Origin of the sequence: Comamonas sp. B-9 (genome assembly GCF_000410635.1) — a bacterium.
In the GTDB taxonomy this organism is placed as follows: Bacteria; Pseudomonadota; Gammaproteobacteria; order Burkholderiales; family Burkholderiaceae_C; genus Comamonas.
On record NZ_KE148614.1, the window covers coordinates 1 to 24,468 of the forward strand.

General features: G+C 64.1%; 23 protein-coding genes. 14 read left to right on the forward strand and 9 right to left on the reverse strand.

Annotation, left to right across the window (positions count from 1 at the left end; translation table 11 throughout):
- From H928_RS0116440 to H928_RS0116460, 5 genes are all read left to right on the forward strand, one after another.
- On the forward strand, positions 1-1,172 hold a 1,172-nt coding region (locus H928_RS0116440; protein ID WP_021027484.1), incomplete at its 5' end, for a class I adenylate-forming enzyme family protein.
- Positions 1,173-1,186: 14 nt separating this feature from the next.
- Entirely contained in the window at positions 1,187-1,993 is an 807-nt protein-coding gene (locus H928_RS0116445; protein ID WP_027011033.1) for an enoyl-CoA hydratase/isomerase family protein, read from the forward strand.
- 9 nt (positions 1,994-2,002) lie between these two features.
- Positions 2,003-2,527, forward strand: coding sequence for a MaoC family dehydratase (locus tag H928_RS0116450; protein WP_021027486.1), 525 nt, complete (start codon positions 2,003-2,005; stop codon positions 2,525-2,527).
- On the forward strand, positions 2,524-3,498 hold the full coding sequence (locus tag H928_RS0116455) for an NADPH:quinone oxidoreductase family protein (protein ID WP_021027487.1): 975 nt from the start codon (positions 2,524-2,526) through the stop codon (positions 3,496-3,498). Before H928_RS0116450 ends, H928_RS0116455 begins: the two co-directional genes overlap by 4 nt.
- A gap of 163 nt (positions 3,499-3,661) precedes the next feature.
- A complete protein-coding gene (locus tag H928_RS0116460; protein WP_021027488.1) occupies positions 3,662-4,969 on the forward strand; it encodes an MFS transporter in 1,308 nt (435 codons plus the stop codon).
- Positions 4,970-5,063: 94 nt separating this feature from the next.
- Here H928_RS0116460 and H928_RS0116465 read toward each other — a convergent pair whose 3' ends face one another.
- Positions 5,064-5,999 carry a hypothetical protein gene (locus tag H928_RS0116465; RefSeq protein ID WP_021027489.1) on the reverse strand — a complete coding sequence of 312 codons (936 nt, stop codon included), beginning with the start codon at positions 5,997-5,999 and terminating at the stop codon, positions 5,064-5,066.
- 334 nt (positions 6,000-6,333) lie between these two features.
- Positions 6,334-7,263 carry a LysR family transcriptional regulator gene (locus H928_RS0116470; protein WP_021027490.1) on the reverse strand — a complete coding sequence of 310 codons (930 nt, stop codon included), beginning with the start codon at positions 7,261-7,263 and terminating at the stop codon, positions 6,334-6,336.
- Positions 7,264-7,367: 104 nt separating this feature from the next.
- On the opposite strand from H928_RS0116470, the gene H928_RS0116475 reads away from it, so the two are divergent.
- The 4 genes from H928_RS0116475 to H928_RS0116490 all read left to right on the forward strand — a co-directional run bounded on the left by H928_RS0116475 (position 7,368) and on the right by H928_RS0116490 (position 12,624).
- Positions 7,368-8,504, forward strand: coding sequence for an iron-containing alcohol dehydrogenase (locus tag H928_RS0116475; RefSeq protein ID WP_021027491.1), 1,137 nt, complete (start codon positions 7,368-7,370; stop codon positions 8,502-8,504).
- Positions 8,505-8,616: 112 nt separating this feature from the next.
- Positions 8,617-9,948 carry an MFS transporter gene (locus H928_RS0116480; RefSeq protein WP_021027492.1) on the forward strand — a complete coding sequence of 444 codons (1,332 nt, stop codon included), beginning with the start codon at positions 8,617-8,619 and terminating at the stop codon, positions 9,946-9,948.
- 134 nt (positions 9,949-10,082) lie between these two features.
- A complete protein-coding gene (locus H928_RS0116485) occupies positions 10,083-11,675 on the forward strand; it encodes an aldehyde dehydrogenase (NADP(+)) (protein WP_021027493.1) in 1,593 nt (530 codons plus the stop codon).
- A gap of 463 nt (positions 11,676-12,138) precedes the next feature.
- Positions 12,139-12,624, forward strand: coding sequence for an ASCH domain-containing protein (locus H928_RS0116490; protein ID WP_021027494.1), 486 nt, complete (start codon positions 12,139-12,141; stop codon positions 12,622-12,624).
- Positions 12,625-12,938: 314 nt separating this feature from the next.
- Here H928_RS0116490 and H928_RS0116495 read toward each other — a convergent pair whose 3' ends face one another.
- Together H928_RS0116495 and H928_RS0116500 are read right to left on the reverse strand one after the other, a co-directional pair.
- Positions 12,939-13,430, reverse strand: coding sequence for a hypothetical protein (locus H928_RS0116495; RefSeq protein ID WP_021027495.1), 492 nt, complete (start codon positions 13,428-13,430; stop codon positions 12,939-12,941).
- A 130-nt stretch (positions 13,431-13,560) separates the two neighbouring features.
- On the reverse strand, positions 13,561-14,310 hold the full coding sequence (locus H928_RS0116500) for an SDR family oxidoreductase (RefSeq protein ID WP_021027496.1): 750 nt from the start codon (positions 14,308-14,310) through the stop codon (positions 13,561-13,563).
- A gap of 135 nt (positions 14,311-14,445) precedes the next feature.
- Between H928_RS0116500 and H928_RS0116505 the strand changes: the two genes are divergently transcribed.
- Complete coding sequence (locus H928_RS0116505) at positions 14,446-15,363, forward strand: LysR family transcriptional regulator (protein WP_021027497.1); 918 nt, start codon at positions 14,446-14,448, stop codon at positions 15,361-15,363.
- A 32-nt stretch (positions 15,364-15,395) separates the two neighbouring features.
- On the opposite strand, the gene H928_RS0116510 is transcribed toward H928_RS0116505, so the two are convergent.
- From H928_RS0116510 to H928_RS31695, 5 genes are all read right to left on the reverse strand, one after another.
- Positions 15,396-16,595 carry a PepSY domain-containing protein gene (locus tag H928_RS0116510; RefSeq protein ID WP_021027498.1) on the reverse strand — a complete coding sequence of 400 codons (1,200 nt, stop codon included), beginning with the start codon at positions 16,593-16,595 and terminating at the stop codon, positions 15,396-15,398.
- Positions 16,595-19,051: a TonB-dependent siderophore receptor gene (locus H928_RS0116515; RefSeq protein WP_043340664.1), complete on the reverse strand. Its 2,457-nt coding sequence runs from the start codon at positions 19,049-19,051 to the stop codon at positions 16,595-16,597. Before H928_RS0116515 ends, H928_RS0116510 begins: the two co-directional genes overlap by 1 nt.
- Positions 19,052-19,188: 137 nt before the next feature.
- Positions 19,189-20,184 (reverse strand): FecR domain-containing protein, encoded by a 996-nt coding sequence (locus tag H928_RS0116520; protein ID WP_021027500.1) that lies wholly within the window; start codon positions 20,182-20,184, stop codon positions 19,189-19,191.
- A gap of 21 nt (positions 20,185-20,205) precedes the next feature.
- Positions 20,206-20,682 carry an RNA polymerase sigma factor gene (locus H928_RS0116525; protein WP_027011037.1) on the reverse strand — a complete coding sequence of 159 codons (477 nt, stop codon included), beginning with the start codon at positions 20,680-20,682 and terminating at the stop codon, positions 20,206-20,208.
- Between the two features lie 201 nt (positions 20,683-20,883).
- Positions 20,884-21,390 (reverse strand): hypothetical protein, encoded by a 507-nt coding sequence (locus tag H928_RS31695; protein ID WP_148293202.1) that lies wholly within the window; start codon positions 21,388-21,390, stop codon positions 20,884-20,886.
- Between the two features lie 332 nt (positions 21,391-21,722).
- Between H928_RS31695 and H928_RS0116535 the strand changes: the two genes are divergently transcribed.
- From H928_RS0116535 to H928_RS32925, 4 genes are all read left to right on the forward strand, one after another.
- Complete coding sequence (locus H928_RS0116535; protein WP_021027503.1) at positions 21,723-22,760, forward strand: aliphatic amidase; 1,038 nt, start codon at positions 21,723-21,725, stop codon at positions 22,758-22,760.
- Between the two features lie 74 nt (positions 22,761-22,834).
- Complete coding sequence (locus H928_RS0116540) at positions 22,835-23,317, forward strand: AmiS/UreI family transporter (RefSeq protein WP_021027504.1); 483 nt, start codon at positions 22,835-22,837, stop codon at positions 23,315-23,317.
- 5 nt (positions 23,318-23,322) lie between these two features.
- Positions 23,323-24,165 (forward strand): CbbQ/NirQ/NorQ/GpvN family protein, encoded by an 843-nt coding sequence (locus H928_RS0116545; RefSeq protein WP_043340687.1) that lies wholly within the window; start codon positions 23,323-23,325, stop codon positions 24,163-24,165.
- 13 nt (positions 24,166-24,178) lie between these two features.
- Positions 24,179-24,468, forward strand: a 290-nt coding sequence (locus H928_RS32925) for a hypothetical protein (protein ID WP_204366324.1), incomplete at its 3' end; no start/stop codon positions are given.

The following is a 24,468-nucleotide window of genomic DNA, read 5'->3' on the forward strand; positions in this document are numbered from 1 at the left end:
TGGCCGGCATGGGCGAGACGCCGGCGCTGCGGCACCAGGTGGTGGTGGGCGGCGCGCCCGATGCGGCCCAGGCCTTTGCGCAGCTGCTGGAGTGCGAGGCTTTGGATGAGGAAGACCTGGCGATGCTGGTCTACACCTCGGGCACCACCGGTTTCCCCAAGGGGGCGATGCTGACGCACCTGGGCATTGTGCATACCATCCTGCACTACGCGCAGGCGCTGGGGCTGGATGCCTCGGTGCGGGGCTGCGCCGTGGTGCCGCTCAGCCATGTCACCGGCCTGGTGGCGCTGATGGCGGTGACCCTGGGCCTGGGCGGCACCCTGGTGGTGGTGCCCCATTTCAAGGCGGCCGAGATGCTGCCGCTGGCCGCCCAGGAGCGCATCAGCTTCACGATCATGGTGCCGGCGATGTACCAGCTGCTGTTACTGCAGGAAAACTACCGCCAGCATGACCTGTCGCACTGGACCGTGGGCGGCTTTGGCGGCGCGCCCATGCCGCCCGAGACCATTGACCGGCTGGCGCAATGGCTGCCGGGGCTGCGCCTGTCCAACTGCTATGGCGCGACCGAGACCACGTCGCCCGTAGCGGTGATGCCCGCGCAGCTGACGCGCACGCACCTGGCCAGCGTAGGCCTGGCGCTGCCTTGCGCCGATATTGCGGTGATGGACGACGATGGCCGACCCTTGCCGGCCGATGAGGTGGGCGAGCTCTGGCTCAAGGGCCCGATGGTGGCCAAGGGCTACTGGAACAACCCACAGGCCACGCAGGAGAACTTTGTGGCTGGCTACTGGCGCAGCGGCGATGTGGGCCGCATGGACGCGCAGGGCTTTGTCTATGTGATGGACCGGCGCAAGGACATGCTCAACCGGGGCGGCTACAAGATCTTCAGCGTGGAGGTGGAGAACGCCTTGTGCGAACACCCCGATGTGCTGGAAGCCGCCGTCGTGGCCAAACCCTGCCCGGTGCTGGGCGAGCGCGTGCATGTGTTTGTGACCTTGCGCGACGACAGGCACACCGAGGCCGAGGCGCTGCGCCGCTTTTGCGCAGAACGCCTGGCCGACTACAAGGTGCCCGAGAGCTTTACCATCAGCCGCCATCTGCTGCCGCGCAATGCCAACGGCAAGCTGCTCAAGCGCGTGCTGCGCCAAGAGCTGCTGGCCGCCCAGGCTTGAAGGAGGGCGTCCGCATGCCAAACGATGCCGCCACCCTGGAGACCCTGCAGCCGGGCATTGCCTTGCTGCGCCTGACGCGTGCCACGCGCCTCAATGCGCTGAGCCTGCCCGATCTGCAGTTTTTGCATGCGTTGCTGGATACCTGCCTGGCGGATGCGAGCCTACGCGTGCTGGTCATCAGCGGCGAGGGGGAGGGCTTTTGCGCCGGGCTGAACCTCAAATCCTTGCTGGACGAGAACGGGCAGCCGCCGGCCACGGTGCGCGAGAACATGGACTTGCAGCAGCACTTTGCTAGCCTGGTGCAGCGCCTGCGCGAGACCAGTGTGGCGGTGATCGCCGCTGTCAACGGCGTGGCAGTCGGCGCCGGCATGGCGCTGGCCTTGGCGGCCGATGTGCGCTTTGCCGCGCAGCAGGCGGCCTTCCATGTGGGGGCCATCAAGATCGGCATCACCGCCGGTGAATGCGGCATCAGCTACCACCTGCCGCGCCTCATCGGTGCCGGGCGCGCCTTTGAGCTGATGCTGAGCGGCCGGCCCGTCGCTGCGGACGAGGCGCTGCGCATAGGCCTGGTGAGCGACGTGCTGCCTGCTGCCGAGCTGCTGGAGCGGGCCTTGCAGTGCGCGCGCCAGATCGCCGCCCATGCGCCGTATGCCACGGCCCACACCAAGCGACTGATGTGGCAAAACCTGGATGCCCCGAGCCTGGCCGCAGCCATTGAACTGGAGAACCATGCCCAGGTGCTGGGCCTCATGACCGAGGATTTCCAGGAAGCCGTGCAGGCCTTTTTGCACAAGCGCAGCCCCGTGTTCAAGGGGCGCTAAGGAGGCGATATGAACGATTTACGGAACCCGCCCGCCCAAGACCCTGGCCTGCAGGTGCCCGCCTGCCAGAGCGTGGACGATCTGCAGGCGCTGACCGGCACCGAGCTGTATGTCAGCCCTTGGGTGGAGGTGGACCAGACCCGCATCGACCGCTTTGCCGAGGCGACCGGCGATTTTCAGTGGGTACATGTAGACCCGGCGCGTGCAGCGCAGGAGTCTGGCTTTGGCGGCACGATTGCGCATGGCTTCCTCACGCTGTCGCTGCTGGGCAAGCACTATGAGGACTTTATGCCCGGGCTGCTGCCGTTTTGCGACCTGGGCATCAACTACGGCCTGAACCGCGTGCGCTTTATGCAGCCAGTGCGGGCAGGCAGCCGGGTGCGCAGCCGCTTTGTGTTGACCGACGTCAGCCGGGTCACCGGTGGTGTGCAGATGCTCTTTAACGCCACGGTAGAGCTGGAAGGCGAGAGCAAGCCCGCCTGTGTGGCCGAGTCGGTGGTGCGGCGGATGTTCAAGCAAGGAGGCGCGCGATGAAGGCTGTCGTCTGCGAACAGTTTGGCCCGCCATCGGCGCTGCAGCTGCGCGATCTGCCTGCGCTCCAGCCCGCCCCCGGCGAGGTGGTCGTCGCCGTCAAGGCGGCTGGCATCAACTACCCCGACACCCTCATCATCGAAGCCCGCTACCAGTTCAAGCCGACACTGCCGTTCAGCCCTGGGGGCGAATTTGCTGGCGTGGTGGAAGAGCTGGGCGCCGACGTGCAGGGGCTGAGTCCAGGCCAGGCCGTGATCGGCTTTGTGGGCTGGGGCGCCTTTGCGCAGCAGATCTGCGTGCAGCCTGCTGCGCTCTTCCCCATGCCGGCCGGCCTGCCGTTTGAGGTGGCGGGCTCCCTCTTGATGACCTATGGCACGGCCTACCACGCGCTGCGCGACCGGGCAGACCTGGCAGCGGGCGAAACGGTACTGGTGCTGGGCGCAGCAGGCGGTGTGGGCATTGCCTGCATCGAGCTGGCCAAGGCCATGGGCGCAAGGGTGATTGCGGCAGCCTCGTCGCCACAAAAGCTGGCCGCCTGCCGCGCGCATGGCGCGGATGAAACCATCGACTACGAACGCGAGGATTTGCGCGAGCGGCTCAAGGCCATCACCGGCGGGCGGGGCGTGGATGTGGTCTGCGATGTGGTGGGCGGGCGCTTCAGCGAACCGGCCCTGCGCAGCACCGCCTGGCGCGGGCGCTTTCTGGTGCTGGGCTTTGCCGGCGGTGAGATTCCGCGCATCGCACTCAATCTGCCCTTGCTCAAAGGCTGCGCCATCGTGGGCGTGTTCTGGGGCGACTACCTGCAGCGCGAGCGCGCCCATGTGGTGGCCGACATTGAGGCCCTGGCCGAGCTTTACACCCAGGAGCGGTTGCGGCCGCTGATTTCCCAGCGCTTCTCGCTGGAGGAAACGCCTGCTGCGCTGGAGGCCGTGCGCCAGCGCCAGGCCATTGGCAAAGGAGTCGTCGTGCCCTAGCACCTACCCACCCCAGCATTTCCCGGTTTCCGTCTTGAACACCGGTGCCACGAGACAAGGGGGCAATAAAGCCCTCGGCGCCGATGTGAACCCCGGGGTGGCCCTTTGAACAGGTTCTCAGGCAGCTGCCCTTATCCAAACCACCTTTCCGAATGGATGAATCATGACGAATGCGAACACCTTGAGCGCTGGCACAGCCGCGCAGGCCAGTGAGAGCGGAGCACCCGCCGATGCCAAACGCGCAGCGGTTTCGGGTTTTGTGGGCACCTTGATCGAGTACTACGATTTCAGCCTCTACGGCTATATGGCGGTGGTGATTGCGCCGCTGTTCTTCCCCAGCGGCGACCCCACGGTATCGCTGCTGGCCGCACTGGCGGTGTTTGGCACGGCCTACTTTGTGCGGCCGCTGGGCGGCATTGTGTTTGGCCATATCGGTGACAAGTATGGCCGCAAGACGGCGCTGCTGGGCACCCTGATCTGCATGGGCATTGGCAGCACCTTGATGGGCTTGCTGCCGACCTTTGAGCAGATGGGCTACTTTGCCACCGCCTTGCTGGTGCTGGTGCGGCTGCTGCAAGGCTTCTCGGCCGGTGGCGAAGTAGGGGGCTCGGCCACCTTTATCTCGGAGTCGTCGCCACCGCACATGAAGGCCACCTTTGGCGCCTTCACCCCCATGGGATCGACGGGCGGCTTTGCCGTGGCAGCGGCCGTGGCCGGTGCGGTCACCGCACTCACCACGCCCGAGCAGATGAGTTCTTGGGGCTGGCGCATTCCCTTTTTGCTGGCGCTGCCCTTGACCTTGCTGTGCATCTGGGCCCGCACGCGCGTGCGCGAAACCTATGAGGGCAAGCCCGAGAAAAAGGAACATTCGCCCATTGGCGCGGTCTTCCGCCTGCAAACCAAGGCACTGCTGCAATCGACCGCGATCAGCGCCGCCACCAATGGCACGGCCTACATCGGCCTCACCTACATGAGCATCCACCTGGTCAAGCAGCTGGGCTACCCCGCTGGCAATGTGTACTGGGTTGCCACCTTGGCGATTGGCCTGTCTGCGCTGCTGATGCCGCTGGGCGGCTACATCGGTGACCGCATCGGCCTGCGCCGCCTGATGCTCGTGGGCCTGATCGGCTACATCATCCTGACCTACCCGATGATGGGCCTGATGGAGCGCAGCCTGATGGTTGCCGCCTGGGCCTATGTGGTGCTGATGCTCAACACCGTTGCCACCCAGGTCAGCGCCTACACCTTGCTGCCCTTGCTGTTCCAGCCCCAGTACCGCTACACCGGCGTTGCCACCGGCTGGAATTTCGGTGTGATCATCGCGGGCGGCACCGCCCCCTATGTGGCTGTGAAGCTGGTGCAGATGACCGAGAACAAGCAGTCGCCCGCGTATTTTGTGATTGCCGCGGCCATTATTGGCCTGATTGGTGTGCTATCGATCCGCCGCGATGCAGCGCGTTCGGTGACCTGAGGATTGGACGCGCCAGTCCTGCGCCGCAGGGACGGCCACCGCCATCCGGCGGTGCTTGGCACATGGAGGGGGCTGGGTGGCCGCTCAACTCGCTTCAGTCTGCTTGGGGCGCGGGTGCTGCTGTTGCTGTTGCTGTTGCTGTTGCTGTTGCGGTCGCCGCCGCAGCTTGCAGCTTGGCCAGGTGGCGTTTTCTCAGGCTGTCCGGGGTCTGGTCGCACAGCTGCTGGGTGGCGGCTTGCAAGGTGGGCAACAGCACGCAGGTGCCCGGCGAGCTGCGGAAGGCCGTCTCCTGGACCTGGTGGACATAGTCCAGCTCGCCATCGCCTTTCTTGACGGTGTAGCGGAACTGGAATTGCGTGACGGCGGGCTTGTCCGCCAGCGAGCCGAGCACGGCCCCCAGTATCCCGACCGCCAGGTTGACCCCGACGGAGTAGTTGTGTCCACCGCGAATCGCGCGGTCAATATAGGCGGCGCTGGCGACGGCGCTGCCAATGGCCGCGCCCGCGTGCGTGCCCGGCGTGGATTCATCGACCCCTTGCACATCAATGATGGTGCCGAACTCTGCGGCGGCGAAGTAGTCGATGCTGTAGTTCGCTTCCAGCAGCTGGCGCTCCGGCGCAGCCAGGTCATCCCATACCAGGCGCGACAGATGCAGGGTGGGGCGCGGTGCCAACAGGTACTTGTCCGATGGGCCCAGCGACACATCCTTGGACTGGTAGACGCTGGGCGCCAATTCGCCCTTGAGGTAGGCCCGGTACTCGCCCAGTGCCATCGTGCGCGAGCCACTGTGGATGCGCTCCACGGTCAGGTTGTCCCGGTTGACCGAGCAGACCAGCGGATCACCATCAGAGACCATCGCGACATTGACCGCCCACTGGTCCGACAGATGCTGGTTGCCATCGTTCTTGGCGTCAGTGGCATTCGGAAACTCAGCCAGGCAAATCGCCGCATATTTCTCAAAATTCCGGGCGGCTTCTCGGCGCGAGGTCTCCACATCCTGGTAGATCTTCAGCTGCTCATCCTGGGACATGCGTCCCTGGTAGGCATAAGGCGTGCATCCCCCAGCAGGACAAGGCTGGCCGCTGCGATCGCAATCTGCGTGGTGTTCATGTGCTATTTGTTATTTGCTGCTGGTTATTCGTTTGAATTCTTAGCGTGAAAAAGTCATGGGCATCGTTGCCTGGCCCGGTCACTGAGATACACCAATGACTCATTGAATAAAAACGAACTTGGTCCTGACGAACAGGAGCGCTGTGCCCCATCCTAGCAGTATTTTTATTACATAAACTTACGTTAATGCGGCTAGAGCAGCAGATATCCAGCTGCAAAACGCCGCTATGCAGCCGTCTTTCTCTCTGGATGCCTTATGTGCCGCACAGCGCCGCCACCAACAGCCCCAGCGCGGCACTGCGGGGTGCGCCCTTGCGCAGCACCAGCTCATAGGGCTCGCTGCGCGATTGCAGGGTCAGATCGATGGTGCCGACCAGGCCATTGCGCGAGAAGTAGGTCGCGATGTCGTCGGAGACCAGGGCTACCAGGTCGTTGTTGCGGCCGAGCATGGTGACGGTGGCCAGCGCCGAGGTGGTTTCGATCAGGTGCGAAGGGAAGTGGAGTCCTGCTTCATGGAACTCGCGCTCGAGTAAGCGGCGCATGGGCATGCGGGCGCGGTAGACCAGCCAGCGGCTGTCCTGCAGGTCCCGCAACTGCACGGCCTTGGCGCCCATCGCAGGGTGGCGCACGCTGGCAATCACCGACAGCGACTCCTGCTTGATGAACAGCGACTCATAGACCTCGGGCGTGCGGCTGACCGAGGAGCGGCAGATGGCCGCATGGATCTGGCCGCGCTCGATCATGCCCAGCAGAGTGGCGCTGGTGTCTTCGATGATCTCCACCGACATATGCGGCTGGCGCGCGAGCACGTTCGACAGCGCATCGGACAGCAGCGGCACCGCGCCCATGATGGTGCCAATGGCCAGGTGGCCGCCCACGCCGCTGGCGATGGCATCGAGCTCAAAGCGCAGCTGGTTGATGTCCGACTGGATCAGGCGGGCAAAACGCAGCGCGCAGTGCCCGGCCTCCGTCGGGATTAACCCTCGGTTGGTGCGCTCGAACAGGTCCACCTGCAAGGTCGACTCCAGCTCGCGCAGCGCCTTGCTGGCGCCCGGCTGCGTGAGGCCGACTTTGTCCGCAGCGCCAAGCAGGGAGCCACTTTCCTCGATGGCGATGAGCAGGCGCAGCTGCTTGGCATGCAGGCGCGACATGACGGAATTGAGGCTGGGGATGCCGCTGGCCATGAATAAAAGTTATATCGGTATGGGAAGCCGTCAGTGTACCGAATGGGCTGCGCTGCCTAGACTTCGGGCCTTCTGATAGCAATGGATATAACTGGTAAAACGTTATGGCTCTGATCAACTATGTGACCGAAGTGCGCTTTGGCGCCGGTGTACTGGCGGAACTAAAAGATGTGTGCGAGAAGCTGGGTATTACCAATCCTTTGATCGTGACCGACAAAGGGGTGGAGGCGGCCGGCATCATCGACCAGGTCAAGCAGGCACTGGGCACGGCCCGGTTCGGCGTGTTCAATGGCACGCCGCCCAACCCGTCGGAGACGGCCGTGCGCGCTGGCGTCGAGGCGCTCAATAACAGCGCCTGCGACGGCATCGTCGCCGTGGGTGGCGGCTCATCGATCGACCTGGCTAAGGCGGTGGCAGTATCGGCCCGCCATGCAGGGCCGCTGCGCCAGTTTGCGCTGATCGAGGGCGGCGCGCTCAAGATCACTGCCGCCACTTTGCCCATCATTGCGGTGCCCACCACGGCGGGCACTGGCAGCGAAGTAGGGCGCGGCGCCATCATCATCCTGGACGATGGCCGCAAGGTCGGCATCCTCTCGCCCCATGTGATCCCGAAGGTCGCCATCTGCGACCCCAAGCTGACGCTGGGCCTGCCAGCGGGCCTGACGGCTGCCACCGGCATGGATGCGATTGCGCACTGCATCGAGACTTTTCTGGCGCCCGCCTTCAACCCTCCGGCCGATGGCATTGCGCTCGACGGCCTCTGGCGCGCCTGGCGCCATATCGAAGTGGCTTTCCGCGATCCCGCCGATGTGGAGGCGCGCAGCAACATGATGAGCGCCTCGCTGCAAGGCGCGCTGGCTTTCCAGAAGGGCCTGGGCTGCGTGCACAGCCTCAGCCATTCGCTGGGCGGCATCAACCCCAAGCTGCACCATGGCACGCTCAACGCCATCCTGCTGCCAGCGGTGATCCGCTTCAACCGGGGGGCGGAGTCGGTGGTGCGCGAAGACAAGATCGCACGCCTGGCGCAGGCCATGGGCCTGGCCGATGGCGTGTCGGTGGAAGAGGCGCTGGTTACCAAGTCCCGCGCCCTGCAGCTGCCCACGGGCCTGGCTGAGCTGGGTGTGACCGAAGACCTGTTTGAGCGCATCGTCAAGGGCGCGCTGGCCGACCACAGCCACCGCACCAACCCGCGTGAGGCCAGCGCCGACGACTATGCCGAGATGCTGCGCCAGTCGATGTAATCCGGCATTTTCAAAAAACTGACGCAAGCCCGGCCCGCCGCTGCAACGGACGGCTGGCCGCAGGCTTGCGCACAGGCAGACATTCCCAAACCAACAAGCAAAAGGTGGAGACATGAGCAGCAGCTCTCTGAATCACACGGCCACGATGGCCGACAAGGAAACCATGGTTCCGGATGCGGAACGCCGGCGCGCGCTGATTGGCAGCGCGGTGGGCAGCACCATCGAGTGGTACGACTATTTCCTCTACGGAACCATGTCGTCCATCATCTTTGCCAAGCAGTTCTTCCCCAGCGACAACGCGCTGGTCAGCCAGATGCTGTCGCTGGCCACATTTGCACTGGCCTTCCTGATCCGCCCGATTGGCGGCGTGATCTTCTCCCACATCGGCGACCGCATTGGCCGCAAAAAAACCTTGGCGATGACCTTGTCGATGATGGGCCTGTCGACCGTGCTGATGGGCCTGCTGCCCAACTATGCGCAAATCGGCATATTGGCCCCCATCCTGCTGACCTTTTTGCGTTTGATGCAAGGCCTGGCGCTGGGCGGCGAGTGGGGTGGTGGCGTGCTGCTGGCGGTCGAGTACTCGCCCCGCAAGAAGCGTGGCTTTTTCGGTGCCGTGCCGCAGACCGGTGCGGTGCTGGGCCTGGCGCTGGGCAATATCATCACCTCGCTGCTGAGCGCAAGCATGAGCGAAGAGGCCTTCCTGTCCTGGGGCTGGCGCATTCCGTTTGTGGGCTCGATCGTGCTGGTGATGGTGGGCATGTGGATCCGCAATGCGGTGGGCGAGACGCCATCGTTCAAGAAAATCCAGGCCAGCCGCAGCAGCGCGCCCATTCCGATCAAGCAGACCCTGCAGTTCCACTGGCGCCAAGTGCTGATCGCCATCGGCGCCAAGGTGGTCGAGACCTCGACCTTCTTCCTCTACGCCACCTTCACCATCTCGTACATGATGGACCACGGTTTTGCCCGCGCGACGATCCTCAATATCGTGCTGGTCTGCGCGCTGATCGCCTTCCCCTGCATGCTGTTCTTTGGGCACCTGTCGGACAAGATCGGCCGCAAGAAGGTCTTCATCGGCGGCAGCATCGCCTTCATGCTCTGGATCTTTCCGTACTTCTGGCTGCTCGACCAGAAGTCCGTCTGGGCAGCGGCGCTGGCTGTCGGTGTGGGCCTGGGCATCATCTGGTCCAGCTATGGCGCGATGATCGGCACCCTGCTGGCCGAAGCCTTCCCGCCTGACATCCGCTACACCGGCATGTCGCTGGGCTACCAGATTGGTGCGGCCCTGGTAGGCGGCCCGATGCCGCTGATAGCCACCGCGCTGATCGCTTACTACAGCGGCAGCTATGTGCCGGTCGTCATCTTCCTGGTGCTCTGTGCGCTGGTCTCCATCGTCGCGGTGGGCATTGCCCGCGACCGCAGCGGCCTGCCGCTGGACGAGTGATGGCCTGAATACTGGCCTGATAGGCTGGACCTGCCGCAGTGCTGCTGGCCTGCGGTGGGTCTTGCCATGCTGGGCGCGCTACGCGCATCCCCTTCATCTTTCCCCCCCAACACAACTTCTTGAGGAAACCCTCCATGCAGATCACTGGAGATATGGTCATTGGCTACCGAAGCCTGCGCGGCACCAGCGGCAGCCAACGCGCCTTCAATCCCACACTGAACGCCCCCATCGCCGAGCCCGAGTTTGGCCTGGGTGGCAACAACGAGGTCGAGCTGGCCGCCAGCCTGGCCGCTGCCGCCTTCGACCCTTACCGCAACCTGCCCTTGGCGCAGCGCGCTGCCTTTTTGGAGGCGATTGCTGAAGAAATACTGAATCTGGGTGATGCGCTGATTGAGCGCGCCCATGCCGAGAGCGGACTGCCGATTGCCCGGCTGACGGGTGAGCGCGGCCGCACCGTGGGCCAGCTGCGCCTGTTTGCCCAGGTGGTGCGCGATGGCCATTTTCTGCGCGCCACCATCGACACCGCCCAGCCTGAGCGCCAACCGCTGCCCCGTGCCGATCTGCGCCTGGCCAAGATCCCGCTGGGCCCGGTGGCAGTGTTTGGCGCCAGCAATTTTCCGCTGGCGTTCTCGGTGGCGGGGGGCGATACCGCATCGGCACTGGCCGCTGGCGCGCCGGTGATCGTGAAGGCACACAGCGCGCACCTGGGCACCTCGGAGATGGTGGCGCGGGCCGTGCAAAAGGCCGCGCAGCGCCAGGGCATGCCCGAGGGCGTTTTCTCGCTGCTGGTGGGTGCCGGCCGTGAACTGGGCGAGGCCCTGGTGGCCCACCCCGCGATCAAGGCCGTCGGCTTTACCGGCTCGCGCCAAGGTGGCCTGGCGCTCTTGCGCATCGCCAACAACCGCGCGGAGCCCATCCCTGTGTACGCCGAGATGAGCAGCATCAACCCCGTCTTCTTGCTGCCCCAGGCGCTGGCTGCGCGGCCCGAGGCCCTGGCCCAGGGCTTTGCCGATTCGCTGGCGATGGGGGCCGGGCAGTTCTGCACCAACCCCGGCCTGGTGTTGGCTATCGACAGCCCTGCGCTCACGACCTTTATCAGCGCAGCGGCCTCGGCCATCCGCGCCAAGGGCGCGCAAACCATGCTGACCGCCGGCATCCACCAGGCCTATGAGGCCGGCCGTGCGCAGGTGCAAGCCGCTGCCGGTGTGGAGCAGCTGGCCACCGGCGTGGCCGCGGACCATGCCAACGCCGCGCAGGCCGCGCTGTATGTGACCAGCGCCCAGACCTTGTTGGCAAACGAGGCCTTGCAGTCAGAGATGTTTGGCCCCGCCTCCATCGTCGTCAAAGCCAGCAGTGTGGACGAATTGCTGCAGGTTGCACAACAGCTGGAAGGCCAGCTCACCGCCACCTTGCACCTGGAGCAGGGCGACCACGACAGCGCCCGCGCGCTGTTGCCGGTGCTGGAGCGCCAATGCGGCCGCATCCTCGTCAATGGCTTCCCCACCGGCGTGGAAGTGAGCCACGCCATGGTCCACGGCGGCCCCTTCCCCGCCACCTCCAACGCCATGTACACCTCCGTCGGCGCCAGCGCGATCGACCGCTTTTTGCGCCCGATCTGCTACCAGGACCTGCCCGATGCGCTGCGGCCGGTGGCTTTGCAAAATGACAATGCGTTGGGGCTGTGGCGCTTGGTGGATGGGCAGCCTAGCCAAGGGGCTGTTGGCTGAGAAGGGATTTTTGGGGAGCGGTGAGGGCTCTCTGGAGTAGCAAGCCAGGCGTTCCATGGCATTCCACCGCATATGGGGCGCCTGGCTTGTGCGGAGGCAGGGCGCATCACTGCTTGCGCCTATTGGAAGTTGTGAGAACTGCTTGGTGCTTCGGCTTTTTGCAGTTGCGCCAGCTGGGAGTACGCATAGGAATCCAAAAGCGGGCCGAGTGTTTGCGCGCGGGGAGCCCCTGCGTAGCGGCATCCGCACATCGGTGAAGACCAACGCCTGAAGTAGGGGTTCCCGGAAGCCCTTTGCGTTTCTCGGTATCGTTGGGCGCACGCGCTGAGTAGGACTATTTATACTCGGACGTTGGTACGGTCGTCCCGTTTCAAACCTGGCGACGTTCAGGCGCCATCAGTGATCAGACTATGCCGTAGGCATTGCGGTTGGCACGGCGCTGCAGCGCACAACATCTAGCACCATGACCATCCCAGCTCACGTTCTCTCGATGTGGTCCGCATACTCTTTGGAGCAAGGCGGAATCCAGGACGATAGGTTCTACGAAGCCTTCGGCTTTGGCGACTCTCCGTCGATGGCTGATGAACTCGGGCAGCTCGTGCTGGCAGGCACCAAGCGCGCCACTGCCGGATCCGTCTGGTCCTACGAGTCATCTGGCAAAGGTGTGCCCAAGCCCGGTGACTTGAGCGTCGTAACCGACTCCAATGACATCCCGCTGTGCATCATCGAGACGGTTCAGGTCGATATCGTGCCGTTTAGCGCCGTTACGGCGGAATTTGCGGCCACGGAGGGCGAAGGGGATGGCTCTCTGGCCTACTGGCGTGAAGCGCATTTTGCGTACTTCAGCAGAGAATGCGAAAGCGCAGGCCGGGCGTTCAACGACGACATGCTGCTGGCCTGCGAGCGATTCCGCGTGGTCTATCCCCCAGTGGCACGCAGCACGGCCTGACCCTCTGCTCAAACGGCGTGCACAGGTTGGCCCTCTGCTTCACATCTGGCTCATCCCCCATCCGAAACAATCTCCGTCTCTGGTGTGCCAAAGCGGTCCAGCGGGATTTGCGTCTGGATGCCGGCTGCCATGGCTTTCATTCGATCGGGGCCAGGCCTAGCTTACGGTAGAGGGGAGGTGCTGAGAGCGCTGCGGCTCACGACGCGCACGCGCACGCCTTGGGGGCGCAGCCCGGTCGACGTGAGTCACCGACGGTGGCCTATGAATAAGCGCTGCCGACCCAAGCATCCGCGCGAGCTGGTGCGGCCTGAAGCTCATTCCTCGCTGGGGCGCGGATAGCCTGCATCGGCCCAACGTTGCGCCGACGCTCGGCTGAGGCTATGGTCCGGCCTGACGCGAACCTTGGCCAACTCACTGCCATCCTCTGCGGTGGCGGTGAGGGTCGCGGAGGGATTGTCCTCGTCGGGCTCAATATCGAGAGAGATGGTCACGCGCGATCCATTCACCAAGATCTGGATGTCTTTGTGCAGTTGGGCCGCCAGGTGCTGCTCATGCCGCCGCATGACTTCGTGGGCAGTCTTGACGAGGGTGTTGAAAGCAGAAACGTCAAGTGGCTTGGGACTTTTCTTGTCGCGGCCCATCGTCCATGGGCCTACGAGGCTTGGCTCGGCCTGGCCGTCCTGGGTCATGGCAACCGCCCAGCCATCGTCGTCTTCATTCTTGATGACGCGGGCCTCCCAGCCGTTGTGGTGCCAAAGGCGATCTTCGAAGACTGATGCAGCTTCTTGTTGGAGCTCTTCGGACATTTTTGGGCCTTTGTGAAAACTATCAAGGGCAAAATTCTACTGTCTATGCATACAGTTTCGCGTGCCTGGGTCTTTTCTGAAGGGTGTCGGCTTCAGAAGAGCCATCGCGCCGGCACCTGCTGCCCCCACCTCACATCTGGCTCATACCACCATCCGCAATGATCTCGGTGCCCACAATAAACCCGGACTCCTTGGACACCAGGTGCAGCACGGTTGCAGCGATTTCTTCCGGGGTGCCAAAGCGGCCCAGCGGAATCTGCGTCTGGATGCCGGCGGCCATGGCCTTGGCCTGGTCGGGGGCCAGGCCCAGCTTGCCGTAGAGCGGCGTGCTGACGGGGCCGGGGCTCACCACATTCACGCGCACGCCCTGGGGCAGCAGCTCGGCCGACAGGGTCTTGGCCAGGGAGATCAGCGCGGCCTTGCTGGCGGCGTAGACGCTGGAGTTGGGCATGCCGATGTGGGCGTTGATCGAGCCATTCAGCACGATGGATCCGCCACGCGTCATCAGCGCAGCCAGGCGCTGGATCAGAAAGTAGGGGCCTTTGACATTGGTGTCAAAGCTGCTGTCCCACAGCGCTTCGTCGATCTGCGCCAGCGGGCCGAACTTGGCCACGCCGGCGTTGATGAACACGCCATCGATCACGCCCATCTGCGTTTGCAACTCGGCGACCAGTGCAGCTTGGGCTGATACATCACCGGCTTCGCTGACGAGGGCCAGCGCGTGGGGGCCCAGCTCGGCCTTGACGCGGGCGAGGCTGTCTGCATCGCGGCCGGTGATCGCTACGCGGGCGCCTTCACGGGCAAAGGCGATGGCGGCTGCGGCGCCGATGCCACTGCTGCCACCGGTGACCAAAATATTCTTTCCTTCAAAGCGGTTCATGGTGTTTCCTTCAGTTGTTTCGTTGATGTCTTGCTGGGTTATCCGCCCTGTTGCAGGACCGATGAATGAAGTATCTGACGATGGGTGGCGCTACAGACACCAGAATTTCAATGAACTCGTGCAAAAATATCGAACATGTTGAGTCTCGAAGATTTGCAACTTCTCGAAGCGGTGCGTGCCACCGGCAGCCTGTCGCGCGCGGCCGAGCGTTTGGGCAAGGCCGCGTCCACCGTGTCCTATGCCGCGCGCCAGCTGGAAGAGCGGCTGGATGCCCTGCTGTTTGACCGTGCGGGCTACCGCATCGCGCTCACGCCAGCGGGCTTGCTGCTGGTGGAGCAGGGCGCGCAGCTGCACGCCCAGGCGCGGCGGCTGACGGAGCGGGTCAAGCAGGTGGCGCGGGGCTGGGAGTCGGAGCTGCGCATCGTGACCGACGAGCTGGCCAATACCGAGGCGCTGCTGCCCTTGATCGCCGACTTTGATGCGCTCAACAGTGGCGTGCGCCTGCGCGTTGCCCATGAGGTGCTGGGCGGCACCTGGGAAGCCCTGCTGGACCAGCGCGCCGACCTTGTGGTGGCCGCCACGAACGAGCCTCCGGCCATGGCGCACTTGCAATGGTTTGAGCTGGCGCAGCTGGAATGGGTGTTTGCGGTGTCGCCGCGCCACCCGCTGGCACGCGAGGCACAAGACGGACAACCCCTGTCGGTGGAGGCCATCGCCGCGCACCGCTCGGTCGTCGTGGCCGATACCTCGCGCCTGGCGGTCGCGCGCAGCTACGGCGTGCAGACGCACCAGGAGCGCCTGGCCATGCCCAGCATGCGCGCCAAGATCGCCGCCCAGGTCGCGGGTCTGGGCGTCGGCTGGCTACCGCTGGAGAAAGTGCGCGATCACCTGGCCCAAGGCAGCCTGGTGGCCCTGGCCACGCAAGACCCGCGCGAACCCAATCTGCTGTTTGTCGGCTGGCATTCGCACCGCGCAGGGCCTGCGCTGCAGTGGTGGGTGGACAAGCTGCGTGACCCGCGTCTGGTGCCGCCCTTGCTGCATGTGAACTTTTGACTGCTTTCGTCCGCAGCTGACGAAAAACAAGCTCAGCTCTTTTTACGCGCGGCGCGTTTGCGCAGCCAGATCAACACCCCCGTCGCGCTGAGCATCGCCACACCTGCTCCCGTCACGGTAATCAGCAGCTTGTAGGCCAGGCCGCCCACGCTGGCCATATGCAGGTTGCTGATCCAGGTGATCAAGGTGTCCGCGCCGGCAGTGCCGGTCGGGAACCAGGTGGCGACCAGGGCGCCGCTGTCGCCGTCCATAAACAAACGGGTGCTGCCGCCTTCATCCTTGATGTCCAGGCTGCTGCGCACGTCATAGCGGTACAGGCCTACTCGTGGATCATAGGCCAAGGAGCTTTCTGCCAGCACTTGGAATTTTTGTTGTTGGGCCAGTTGCTGCATCAGGCTGTGGGCCTGTGCGTGTGCGGCTTGCCAGCCCAGCGCGGGTTGCCACAGCGGCGTTTTGCGCCGGGGCAGTTCGGCGGTGCTGGGCTGTTGTGCGCTGAAGGCCCGCAGCATCGGGTCATGCCACTGCGGCAAATTGAGCGCAAAGCTGCTCCAGGCCAGCACGAAGAGCAGCGGCCACAGCCACAGGCCGCCCGCGCGGTGCAGGTCGAAGGTGGCACGCCAGCGGCTTTGCATGTCCAGCTTCCAGGCCCGCGCCCAGCGTCCCAGCCAGGGGCGTTTTGCATTCTTGGCGCTGGCGGGCAGGGTCAAGCAAAAGCCGATGACGCTATCGACCATCCAGAGCAGCGACACTAGGCCCAGCAACCAGGTGCCCACCGCCCCGAGCGCCAGTGAATAGTGCAGCCGGTACAGAAAAGGCATCAGATTGCGCCAGGTCTGCGTGATATCGCCCCAGCGCCGTTCGCCCAGGATCTGGCCGCTGGTGGGGTCGACGAAGACCTCGTCGTTCTCCAGCGGCGCTTTGCCTGGACGCGGGCGCAGCAAAAACACCAGCGCATGGCCGGGCTCCTGTGCCAGCGGCACGCGCAGGGCCAGGGCATGGGGGTACTGCGCCTGCACCATGTCGCGCAGCGCCAGTGCGTCGATGGGCCGGGTGGTGGGGTCTGCGCTCGTGGTCCTTAACCACTGCGGGTTGATCGCGGCATCCAGTTCGCTGTTCCACACCAAAAGGCTGCCGGTCAAGCCGGCGACCACCAGGAAGGCCGCCAGGCTCAGGCCGGCAATCCGATGGGCCAGGACCAACCAGCCCCGCAGCGAGGCTTTGCGCCGTGGCATCACCAGCGGTAGGTCAGATTGGCGCTGGCCTGGCGCTCGTCACCGTAGTGGCAAATGGCGAACTCGCATTGGGTGAATTTCTTGTCCATCAGGTTGCTCACGTTGACGCTGAGATCCCAATGCGCGTCAAAGCGGTAGCCCAGCAGCGCATCAACCACGGTGTAGGCGGGCATGCCGGTGGCAATGCCTGATGCGCGGGTGCTGCCCTTGTAGCGCGCGCCTGCAGCCAGGCGCAGCTGTGGCAGGCCCCAGGATGCAAAGTTGTAGTCAGCCCAAAGAGCGGCCTGGTGGTAGGGGGTGTCTTCGCTGCGCTGGCCGATCTCGCTGGCGATGGTGCTGCGCGTGATCTTGGCATCGGTATAGGCATAGGAGGCGATCAGGCTGAGCGCCCGCGATACCTCGGTCTTGGCTTCCAGCTCCAGGCCGCGTGAGCGGACCTGTCCCGTCTGGCGGTAGCTGTTCTCACCGGCATCGAACTTCAGCACGTTGTCTTGCACCAGCTGGTAGATGGCGGCGCTCAGCAGGGTACGGCTGCCCTCGGGCTGGTAGCGTAGGCCGGCTTCGTACTGCTTGCCCGTGGTGGGGCGGAAGCTCATGCCCGAGACTTCAGACACCGACACCGGGAAGAAGGATTCGCTGTAGCTCAGGTACGGCGCCAGCCCGTTGGGCGCCTTGTAGACCAAACCCATCCGCCAGGTGTTGGCGCCATCTTTTTGCTTGGCATTGCTGCCGTCGCGGTGCGCGGTCTGGTCCTGCTGTGCCCAGTCGCGGCGCAGGCCAGCCAGCACGGTCCAGCGGTCGCTCAGGCTGATCTGGTCTTGCAGGTAGAGGCCGGCTTGCGTAGTTTTGCGGCGCGAGCCACGGTCCAGCGCCGGATCGCGGTTCACGTTGACCGGCTGGCCATAGTTGTAGCTGCCGAGGTTGATGGACGAGGTATTGGCGCGGAAGTTCTCCGAGTCATAGTCCATGCGGTAGAGGTCCAGGCCTAGCAGCAGCTTGTGGTCGGCACCCAGCAGTTGGCGGTTGAACTCCATGCGGGTGTCCGAGACCAGGCCCTTGGCATGTTCGCGCCGGTCGCTGTACTGGCGGCGCAGCACGCCGGTGGAGGCAGCCTCGGCAATGGCCGCCGCGCTGGTCTGGGCCTGCAGGTAGTTCCAGGTCACCTTAGATTCAAAGAAGCGCAGGCTGTGGTGCAGGCGGGTGTCTGTGTTCAGCGCGTGGCTCAGCTCATAGCCCAAGGTGAACATCTCGCCCTTCATCTTGTCGTAGTCGGGCTCGCCAATGAAGTCGCCCCGGCCAATGAAATGGGGGCCCTGGCCCACGCCTTCCACCAGTTGGTAGGGCAAGGGGGCTGAGAAGCGCGTATTGGTCTTTTGGTAGAAGGACAGCAAGGTGAGCGTGGTGTCCGCACTGGGCCGCCAGGTGAGGGCGGGCGCAATGTAGAGCTTGTCGTCCGGGATGTAGCGGTTGGCGGTACCGCTGTCACGCCCCAGCATGGTCAGCCGGTAGTCCAGCGTGTCACTGCCGGCCACGGGGCCGCTGAAGTCTGCCGTCAGCTGGCGGCGGTTGTGGTTGCCCAGCTGCAAGCCCAGCTCCCGGATGGGCTCGGACGTGGGGCGCTTGCTGACCGCGTTGACCACGCCACCGGGTGACAGCTGCCCGTAAAGCACCGACGCCGCTCCGCGCAGCACCTCCACCCGTTCCAAACCATAGGGCTCCTGGATGCCGTCGTAGGAGTTGCTTTGCAGGCGCAGGCCATCGCGCATCGAGCCACTGTTGGCGGACTCCACATCCATGCCTCGGATGCGGAAACGGTCGGCCGTGCGGCTGAAGCTGGTGGGCTGGGTGGTTACACCCGGGGTGTAGTTCAGTGCCTGGGACAAGGTCTCGGCCTGGCGGCTGCGCAGTTCGTCATTCGTGATGACCGACACCGACTGCGGCGTATCGATGATGGCCGTGTCCGTCTTGCTGCCCGCTGTGGCGCGCCGCGCCACATAGCCAGCCACAGGGCCGTTCGCACGTTCCGTGTCCATCGCAGCGGTCACGGTCACTGCCGGCAGGGTCAGCGCGTCCTGCGCCACTGGTGGCTGCGGGCGGATGGAGATGGTGCCCGGGCCACTGCGCACGGACACCAGGCCGCTGCCCGCCAGGGCGCGGTCGATGGCCTGCTGCAGGCTGAGGCCGCTAGGCACGGCGGGTGCAGTTTTGCCCTGCAACAGCGCGGCATCGGCCCCAATGGCGATGCCCGTTTGCCGAGAGATGGCGTTGAGCGTCAGCGCCAAAGCCTGCGCCGGCACAGCGGTCTGCAGGCTTTGCTCGCTAGCAGGCGCCTGGGCCCAGGCGGCGGGCGCCATGCCAAACGCGGTCAGGGTCGCGGCCGCCGTCAGCGCGGCGAAGGCCAACGGGGATAGAGCAAAGGAACGCGCGCTGCGCGCTGCCAGAGAGGGTCGGGTCATGAGAAGGTGCTTCCAGTGGAGGGTTTCCAGCAGAAGACCAACGAAGGGCTTCAACCCTGACAAGATTTCCAAAAAATATTTGTAACGGTGCCAACCGGCCCCAACCGGCGTTTAACAGGCGCTGCGCGAGGGCGCAGTCAGCGCAACTCCACGCTCACATCACCCGCGCCATTGCGCAGCACGCGCACCGGCAGCATGTCCGGCAGGCCCGTCAAAAAGGCCTGGGGCTGGCGCAAAGGGAAGCTCCCCGACAGCCGCAATTGCCGCAGCTGCGGATGGCTGCCCAGCCGCAGCGGGCGTGCCAGGTAGTCGTTCCATTGTTCCAGCACCTGGTCCAGCGGCGTGTTGTGGAACACCAGCCAGCCGCTGCGCCAGGCGCCCACGCTGTCGGCAGGTACCTGCAAGCGGGGTCCCAGGCCGCGCTGGTCGGCCGCAATCGCGTCGCCAGCCGTCAGCATGACCGGCGGCGCGGCCTTCATGTCCACGGCTGCACCGGGGTGTTCGGCGGGCCACACCGCCACCCGGCCTTCTGCCACCGCCACCCGCATTTGCTGCTCTCGCACGCTGACGCTGAACACCGTGCCCAGCACGCGCACGCCACCCCAGTCGGTGGTCACGCTGAAGGGGCGGTCGGCATCCGGGGCCACGCGGAAGCGCATTTCTCCGCGCAGCAGCTGCACCTCGCGGCGATCGCGGTAGATGGCGATGCGCGTGTGGGTGTTCGGCGCGAGACTCAGTTCCGAGCCATCGGGCAGGCTGAGGTCACGCTGCTGCGCATGCGCGGTCTGCAACTCCTGCTCATACACCGGCCGCTGCCAGGCCCAGCGGCCACCACCCCAAAGCACCGCCGTCAAGCCGCCCAGGCCCAGCAGGCCCAAGGTATTGCGCCGCGCGCGCCGTGGGTCCTGGCGTGAAGGGGGCGGCACATTGGCTTGCAGATGGCTACCATCGGTGCTGGCCCAGAGGCGCTCGGCGGTCTCCAGTGCGGCCTGGCATTCGGGGGAGCCGGTACGCCAGTGCGCCGCCAATTCCTGCTCGGCCGCCAGCGCTGCATCGCTGCTGCCCTTGTGGACGCGACCGACCAGCAGCAAGGCTGCTTCCACCAGTTTGCGAGGAGGTTCAGAAGATGCCATGGTTTTGCAGTGCTTGCGTGCTCAGGCGCGAGAGGGCGCATACGCTGCGCAATCCAGGATGCCGCGCATGACATGCCTTTCAATATTGGATTCGGTCATGCCCAGGTGCTCGCCGGCTTCCCGGTAGCTGTAGCCGTAGATGCGTACGAGGATGAACACATCGCGGCGTTTGCGCGGCATGGCTTCGAGCCGCTGCAACAACAGGTTCAGCTGCTCACGGGCCATGGCCGCGCTTTCTGCCGAGGGCGCGCTGGTCGGTGCGACCAGGCTCAGCGCATCCAGCACACGCTGCTCGGCCAGCCTGCGCGTTGCACCGCTGGCTGCCAGGTTGCGCGCCGTCTTGTAGAGCAGGGCGCGCGCATCCAGCACCGTTCCACCAGAACGCTGCATCGCATAGATACGGGTATAGGCGCTTTGCACCAAGTCGGCGGCGACATCACCGTCACCTGCGCTGCGTGTGAAATACCGCAGCAGTTCTCTGTAGTAGCGCTCGGGCACGGACACACCTCAGCCGGAAGACAAGAAGAGAACTCCTGGCTTGGCTGAGACCGCCGGGGCGGATCTGTTGCTGGGGAGGAGAGAGCCGCGATTGTAACGGCTTTGTAAATGGTTGCTATTTAGCCCTGCAAGCTTGGGTGGAAATGCCGGGCTCGCCCTGCGTTGGGCATGCAAAACGCTGGGTTCTGAGGACCCAAGCCATCAAGGCTCGCGCAGCATCTGGGCGTATTTTCTGTAGCCCCATACCGCTGCAACGACCAGGCCAATGCCGATTCCCCAATCCACAGGCACCCCCAAGCCGAAGATCAGCAGAAACATCAAGCCAACACAGACCAGCGCAATCCACAGCAAGCTGACGACATCAAAATGCGCGACCGCCATGGCGTCATCGGCGATATCGCGCCTGGCATGGCCCTGCTTTTCGCGCTGGCGCCTGAACACAAACACATCGGCGAAAAACTCCGCAATGCCGGCGAGAAGATCGGTGACAAGGCTCATGGTGGAAGAGATTCCCTTGCGATGATTTTTTGGGGGGCATCCCCAGACGGCTGGCCAACTGCTGCTGGTCACGATCGCGAATGTAGCCGATAAACAAGAAGTCCGATGGGCTCGATGCGGGCCGTTGCACGAAGATGCGCCACGGATTTGTTCCAGGCTCGCATGGTTCTTGCCCATTTTCTCGCTGCGCGGCTCGCCAATTACCACCATCGCTCAAACGCTGCAACCGGTAGATGTTCTAGGCGGCCATGGCCACAATCGTTCTACCATTGTCTGGCGGCGGACAAACGCCACGCAGATTTCGTTGCAGATATTGACATCAGCTGCCAAGGTTGCCAGCGCAGATGTCCGGCAATAAAGCCCGAATCGATTCATTCCAGAGTCGATTCGGGCTTTTTTTCGTTCGTTTTTTGGCATTCCCGTTTTTCGGACCAGGCCTTTGGTTCGCTGGCGGAGCTTTGCCTACGCTGCTTTGAAACCCCTGCGCTGCGGCTGCCAGCCGGACAGGTCGCACTTTTTTCTACTTAACTTGGAGCACAGCCATGAGACACGGAGATATTTCGAGCAGCAATGATTGCGTAGGCGTAGCGGTGGTGAACTACAAGATGCCACGCCTGCATACCAAAGCCGAGGTACTGGACAACTGTCGCAAGATCGCCGACATGGTGGTGGGGATGAAGCGAGGACTGCCGGGCATGGACCTGGTGGTGTTCCCCGAGTACTCCACCCACGGCATCATGTACGACTCCAAGGAGATGTACGAGACGGCCTCTGCCATTCCCGGTGAAGAGACGGCCATCTTTGCCGATGCCTGCCGCAAGGCCAATGTCTGGGGGATTTTCTCGCTCACCGGCGAGCGCCATGAGGAGCACCCCAACAAGGCGCCCTACAACACCCTGGTCCTCATGAACAACCAGGGCGAGATCGTGCAGAAATACCGCAAGATCATGCCCTGGGTGCCCATCGAAGGCTGGTATCCCGGCGACTGCACCTATGTCAGCGAAGGCCCCAAGGGGATGAAGATCAGCCTGATCATCTGCGACGACGGCAACTACCCGGAGATCTGGCGCGACTGTGCGATGCGCGGTGCCGAGCTGATCGTTCGCTGCCAAGGCTATATGTACCCGGCCAAGGAGCAGCAAATCCTGGTGTCCAAGGCCATGGCGTTCATGAACAACACCTACGTGGCGGTGGCCAATGCGGCTGGTTTTGACGGTGTCTACTCCTATTTCGGTCACTCGGCCATCATCGGTTTTGACGGCCGCACCTTGGGCGAGACCGGCGAAGAGGAAATGGGCATCCAGTATGCGGAGCTGTCCAAATCGCTGATCCGCGATGCACGCAAGAACGGCCAGTCGCAAAACCACCTCTTCAAATTGGTGCACCGTGGCTACACCGGCACCATCAATTCTGGCGATGGCGACAAGGGCGTTCCCGCCTGCCCCTACAGCTTCTACAGCCAGTGGGTCAACGACCCCGAAGGGACGCGGGAGATGGTCGAGTCGTTCACCCGCACGACGGTGGGCACCCCTGAATGCCCGATAGAAGGGATTCCGCACGAAGCGCCCCAGCACCGCTAAAGCCGCATCCCCAGTGGGCATGGCCGCCCGGTATCGAGCAGCCATGCCGTCCGATAAAAAACAAGGAGACAAACATGCTGGGTATCGCACTTTTTTTCATTGGCATGGTGCTGATCGTCAACGGTATGGGCCTGAGCGGCCGCATCGACGCGCGGGACTCTGCGCCTGTCAATCTGCTCGTGGGTCTGCTGGCCTTGTTCATCAATGCCGTTGGCATTCTTCGTGCAGACACGGACCCTGACTATTTCGCTGCCGCAGGAGGCCTGCTTTTTGCTTTCACCTACCTGTACCTGGCGGTGGTGCAGTGGTGGGCGCTCAAAGGCGTGGGCCTGGGTTGGTACTGCCTGTTTGTGGCGGTCAGTGCGCTGGCCTTTGCCGCCGCTGCCGGTGATATCCGCGTCATCGCCATGTGGCTGGTCTGGGCGAGTCTGTGGTTTTTCTTCTTTCTTGCGCTGGGGCTCGGCAAGCAGCTGCGCTTTCTGGCGGCCTACACGGTGCTGGTGGGCATTGTGACCTGCTGGATTCCGGGTTTGATGTTGTTGATGGGGAAATGGTGAACATGATGAATGCAAAAGACCCTCTGCATGCCGCCCGCGGCGATGACCCGCTGGCCGAGTACCGCCTGGCCCAAGAGCCGTTTTACCGGCCCGCCCGCAATGAGATCGCGCTGTACGAACAGGCCTACCGCCACCGCATGCCGCTGATTCTGAAAGGCCCAACGGGCTGCGGCAAGACGCGCTTTGTCGAGCGCATGGCCTGGGCGCTCCAGCGCCCGCTCATCACCCTGGCCTGCAACGAAGACATGACCGCCTCTGACCTGGTCGGCCGCTACCTGCTCGATGCCGATGGCACGGCCTGGCATGACGGGCCGCTCACCAGGGCGGTGCGCTACGGTGCCATCTGCTACCTCGATGAGGTGGTGGAGGCCAGGCAGGACACGACGGTCGTCATCCATCCGCTGACCGACGCGCGCCGCGTGCTTCCGCTCGACAAGAAAGGCGAAGTCGTGCATGCACATCCGGATTTTCAACTGGTGGTCTCCTACAACCCCGGCTACCAGAGCAGCGCCAAGGACATGAAGCCCTCGACGCGCCAGCGCTTTGCCGCCTTGGAGTTTGACTACCCCGATGCCGCCACCGAGGCAGACATCGTCGCGCACGAAGCGGGCATAGCGCCTGCGCTGGCCGAGCGTCTGGTCGCGCTGGCCCACAGCACGCGCGCGCTCAAACACCATGGCCTCGATGAAGGCGCTTCCACCCGCATGCTCATCTACGCCGGCTTGCTGATACGCGATGGCGTATCGCCCGCCGACAGTTGCGACATGACGATCACCCAGGCCTTGACGGATGACCCCGACAGCTGCCAAGCGCTGAAGCAACTCGTGCAAGCCAAATTTGCAAGCTAAAAAGCACAGCACCATGGCCCCATCATCCGCTTCCCGGCTCAGCGAGCGCGCCGCCGCAACCTGGATCGACGACGACACACGCAGTTTTGAACGCCTGGCCAGGTTCGCCTCCTGCCTGGTATTGAGCCGGGTGCAAGTCCATCCCTTGCAGGCTGCCAGTCCGCATCAAGAGGCGGGCGGGCTGCTGGGCGGCGCAGCGGCCAGGCCCACCTCAGCGCAGCGTGCCATTGTGCTTGCTGCAGACGAGGGGGCATCTTCAAGCGCTGCACGCTTGATGCTACCGCCGCTACTCGATCTGCCCGA

Bases quoted from the DNA above. Each gene is read 5' to 3' on its own strand.
- H928_RS0116480 (WP_021027492.1), top strand. From the start codon at position 8,617: ATGAGCAGCAGCTCTCTGAATCACACGGCCACGATGGCCGACAAGGAA.
- H928_RS0116545 (WP_043340687.1), top strand. From the start codon at position 23,323: ATGAATGCAAAAGACCCTCTGCATGCCGCCCGCGGCGATGACCCGCTG.
- H928_RS0116475 (WP_021027491.1), top strand. From the start codon at position 7,368: ATGGCTCTGATCAACTATGTGACCGAAGTGCGCTTTGGCGCCGGTGTA.
- H928_RS0116470 (WP_021027490.1), bottom strand. From the start codon at position 7,263: ATGGCCAGCGGCATCCCCAGCCTCAATTCCGTCATGTCGCGCCTGCAT.
- H928_RS0116485 (WP_021027493.1), top strand. From the start codon at position 10,083: ATGCAGATCACTGGAGATATGGTCATTGGCTACCGAAGCCTGCGCGGC.
- H928_RS0116520 (WP_021027500.1), bottom strand. From the start codon at position 20,184: ATGGCATCTTCTGAACCTCCTCGCAAACTGGTGGAAGCAGCCTTGCTG.
- H928_RS0116510 (WP_021027498.1), bottom strand. From the start codon at position 16,595: ATGCCACGGCGCAAAGCCTCGCTGCGGGGCTGGTTGGTCCTGGCCCAT.
- H928_RS0116445 (WP_027011033.1), top strand. From the start codon at position 1,187: ATGCCAAACGATGCCGCCACCCTGGAGACCCTGCAGCCGGGCATTGCC.
- H928_RS0116535 (WP_021027503.1), top strand. From the start codon at position 21,723: ATGAGACACGGAGATATTTCGAGCAGCAATGATTGCGTAGGCGTAGCG.
- H928_RS0116540 (WP_021027504.1), top strand. From the start codon at position 22,835: ATGCTGGGTATCGCACTTTTTTTCATTGGCATGGTGCTGATCGTCAAC.
- H928_RS0116465 (WP_021027489.1), bottom strand. From the start codon at position 5,999: ATGTCCCAGGATGAGCAGCTGAAGATCTACCAGGATGTGGAGACCTCG.
- H928_RS0116515 (WP_043340664.1), bottom strand. From the start codon at position 19,051: ATGACCCGACCCTCTCTGGCAGCGCGCAGCGCGCGTTCCTTTGCTCTA.
- H928_RS0116450 (WP_021027486.1), top strand. From the start codon at position 2,003: ATGAACGATTTACGGAACCCGCCCGCCCAAGACCCTGGCCTGCAGGTG.
- H928_RS0116505 (WP_021027497.1), top strand. From the start codon at position 14,446: ATGTTGAGTCTCGAAGATTTGCAACTTCTCGAAGCGGTGCGTGCCACC.
- H928_RS0116495 (WP_021027495.1), bottom strand. From the start codon at position 13,430: ATGTCCGAAGAGCTCCAACAAGAAGCTGCATCAGTCTTCGAAGATCGC.
- H928_RS0116490 (WP_021027494.1), top strand. From the start codon at position 12,139: ATGACCATCCCAGCTCACGTTCTCTCGATGTGGTCCGCATACTCTTTG.
- H928_RS0116455 (WP_021027487.1), top strand. From the start codon at position 2,524: ATGAAGGCTGTCGTCTGCGAACAGTTTGGCCCGCCATCGGCGCTGCAG.
- H928_RS0116460 (WP_021027488.1), top strand. From the start codon at position 3,662: ATGACGAATGCGAACACCTTGAGCGCTGGCACAGCCGCGCAGGCCAGT.
- H928_RS31695 (WP_148293202.1), bottom strand. From the start codon at position 21,390: ATGGTGGTAATTGGCGAGCCGCGCAGCGAGAAAATGGGCAAGAACCAT.
- H928_RS0116500 (WP_021027496.1), bottom strand. From the start codon at position 14,310: ATGAACCGCTTTGAAGGAAAGAATATTTTGGTCACCGGTGGCAGCAGT.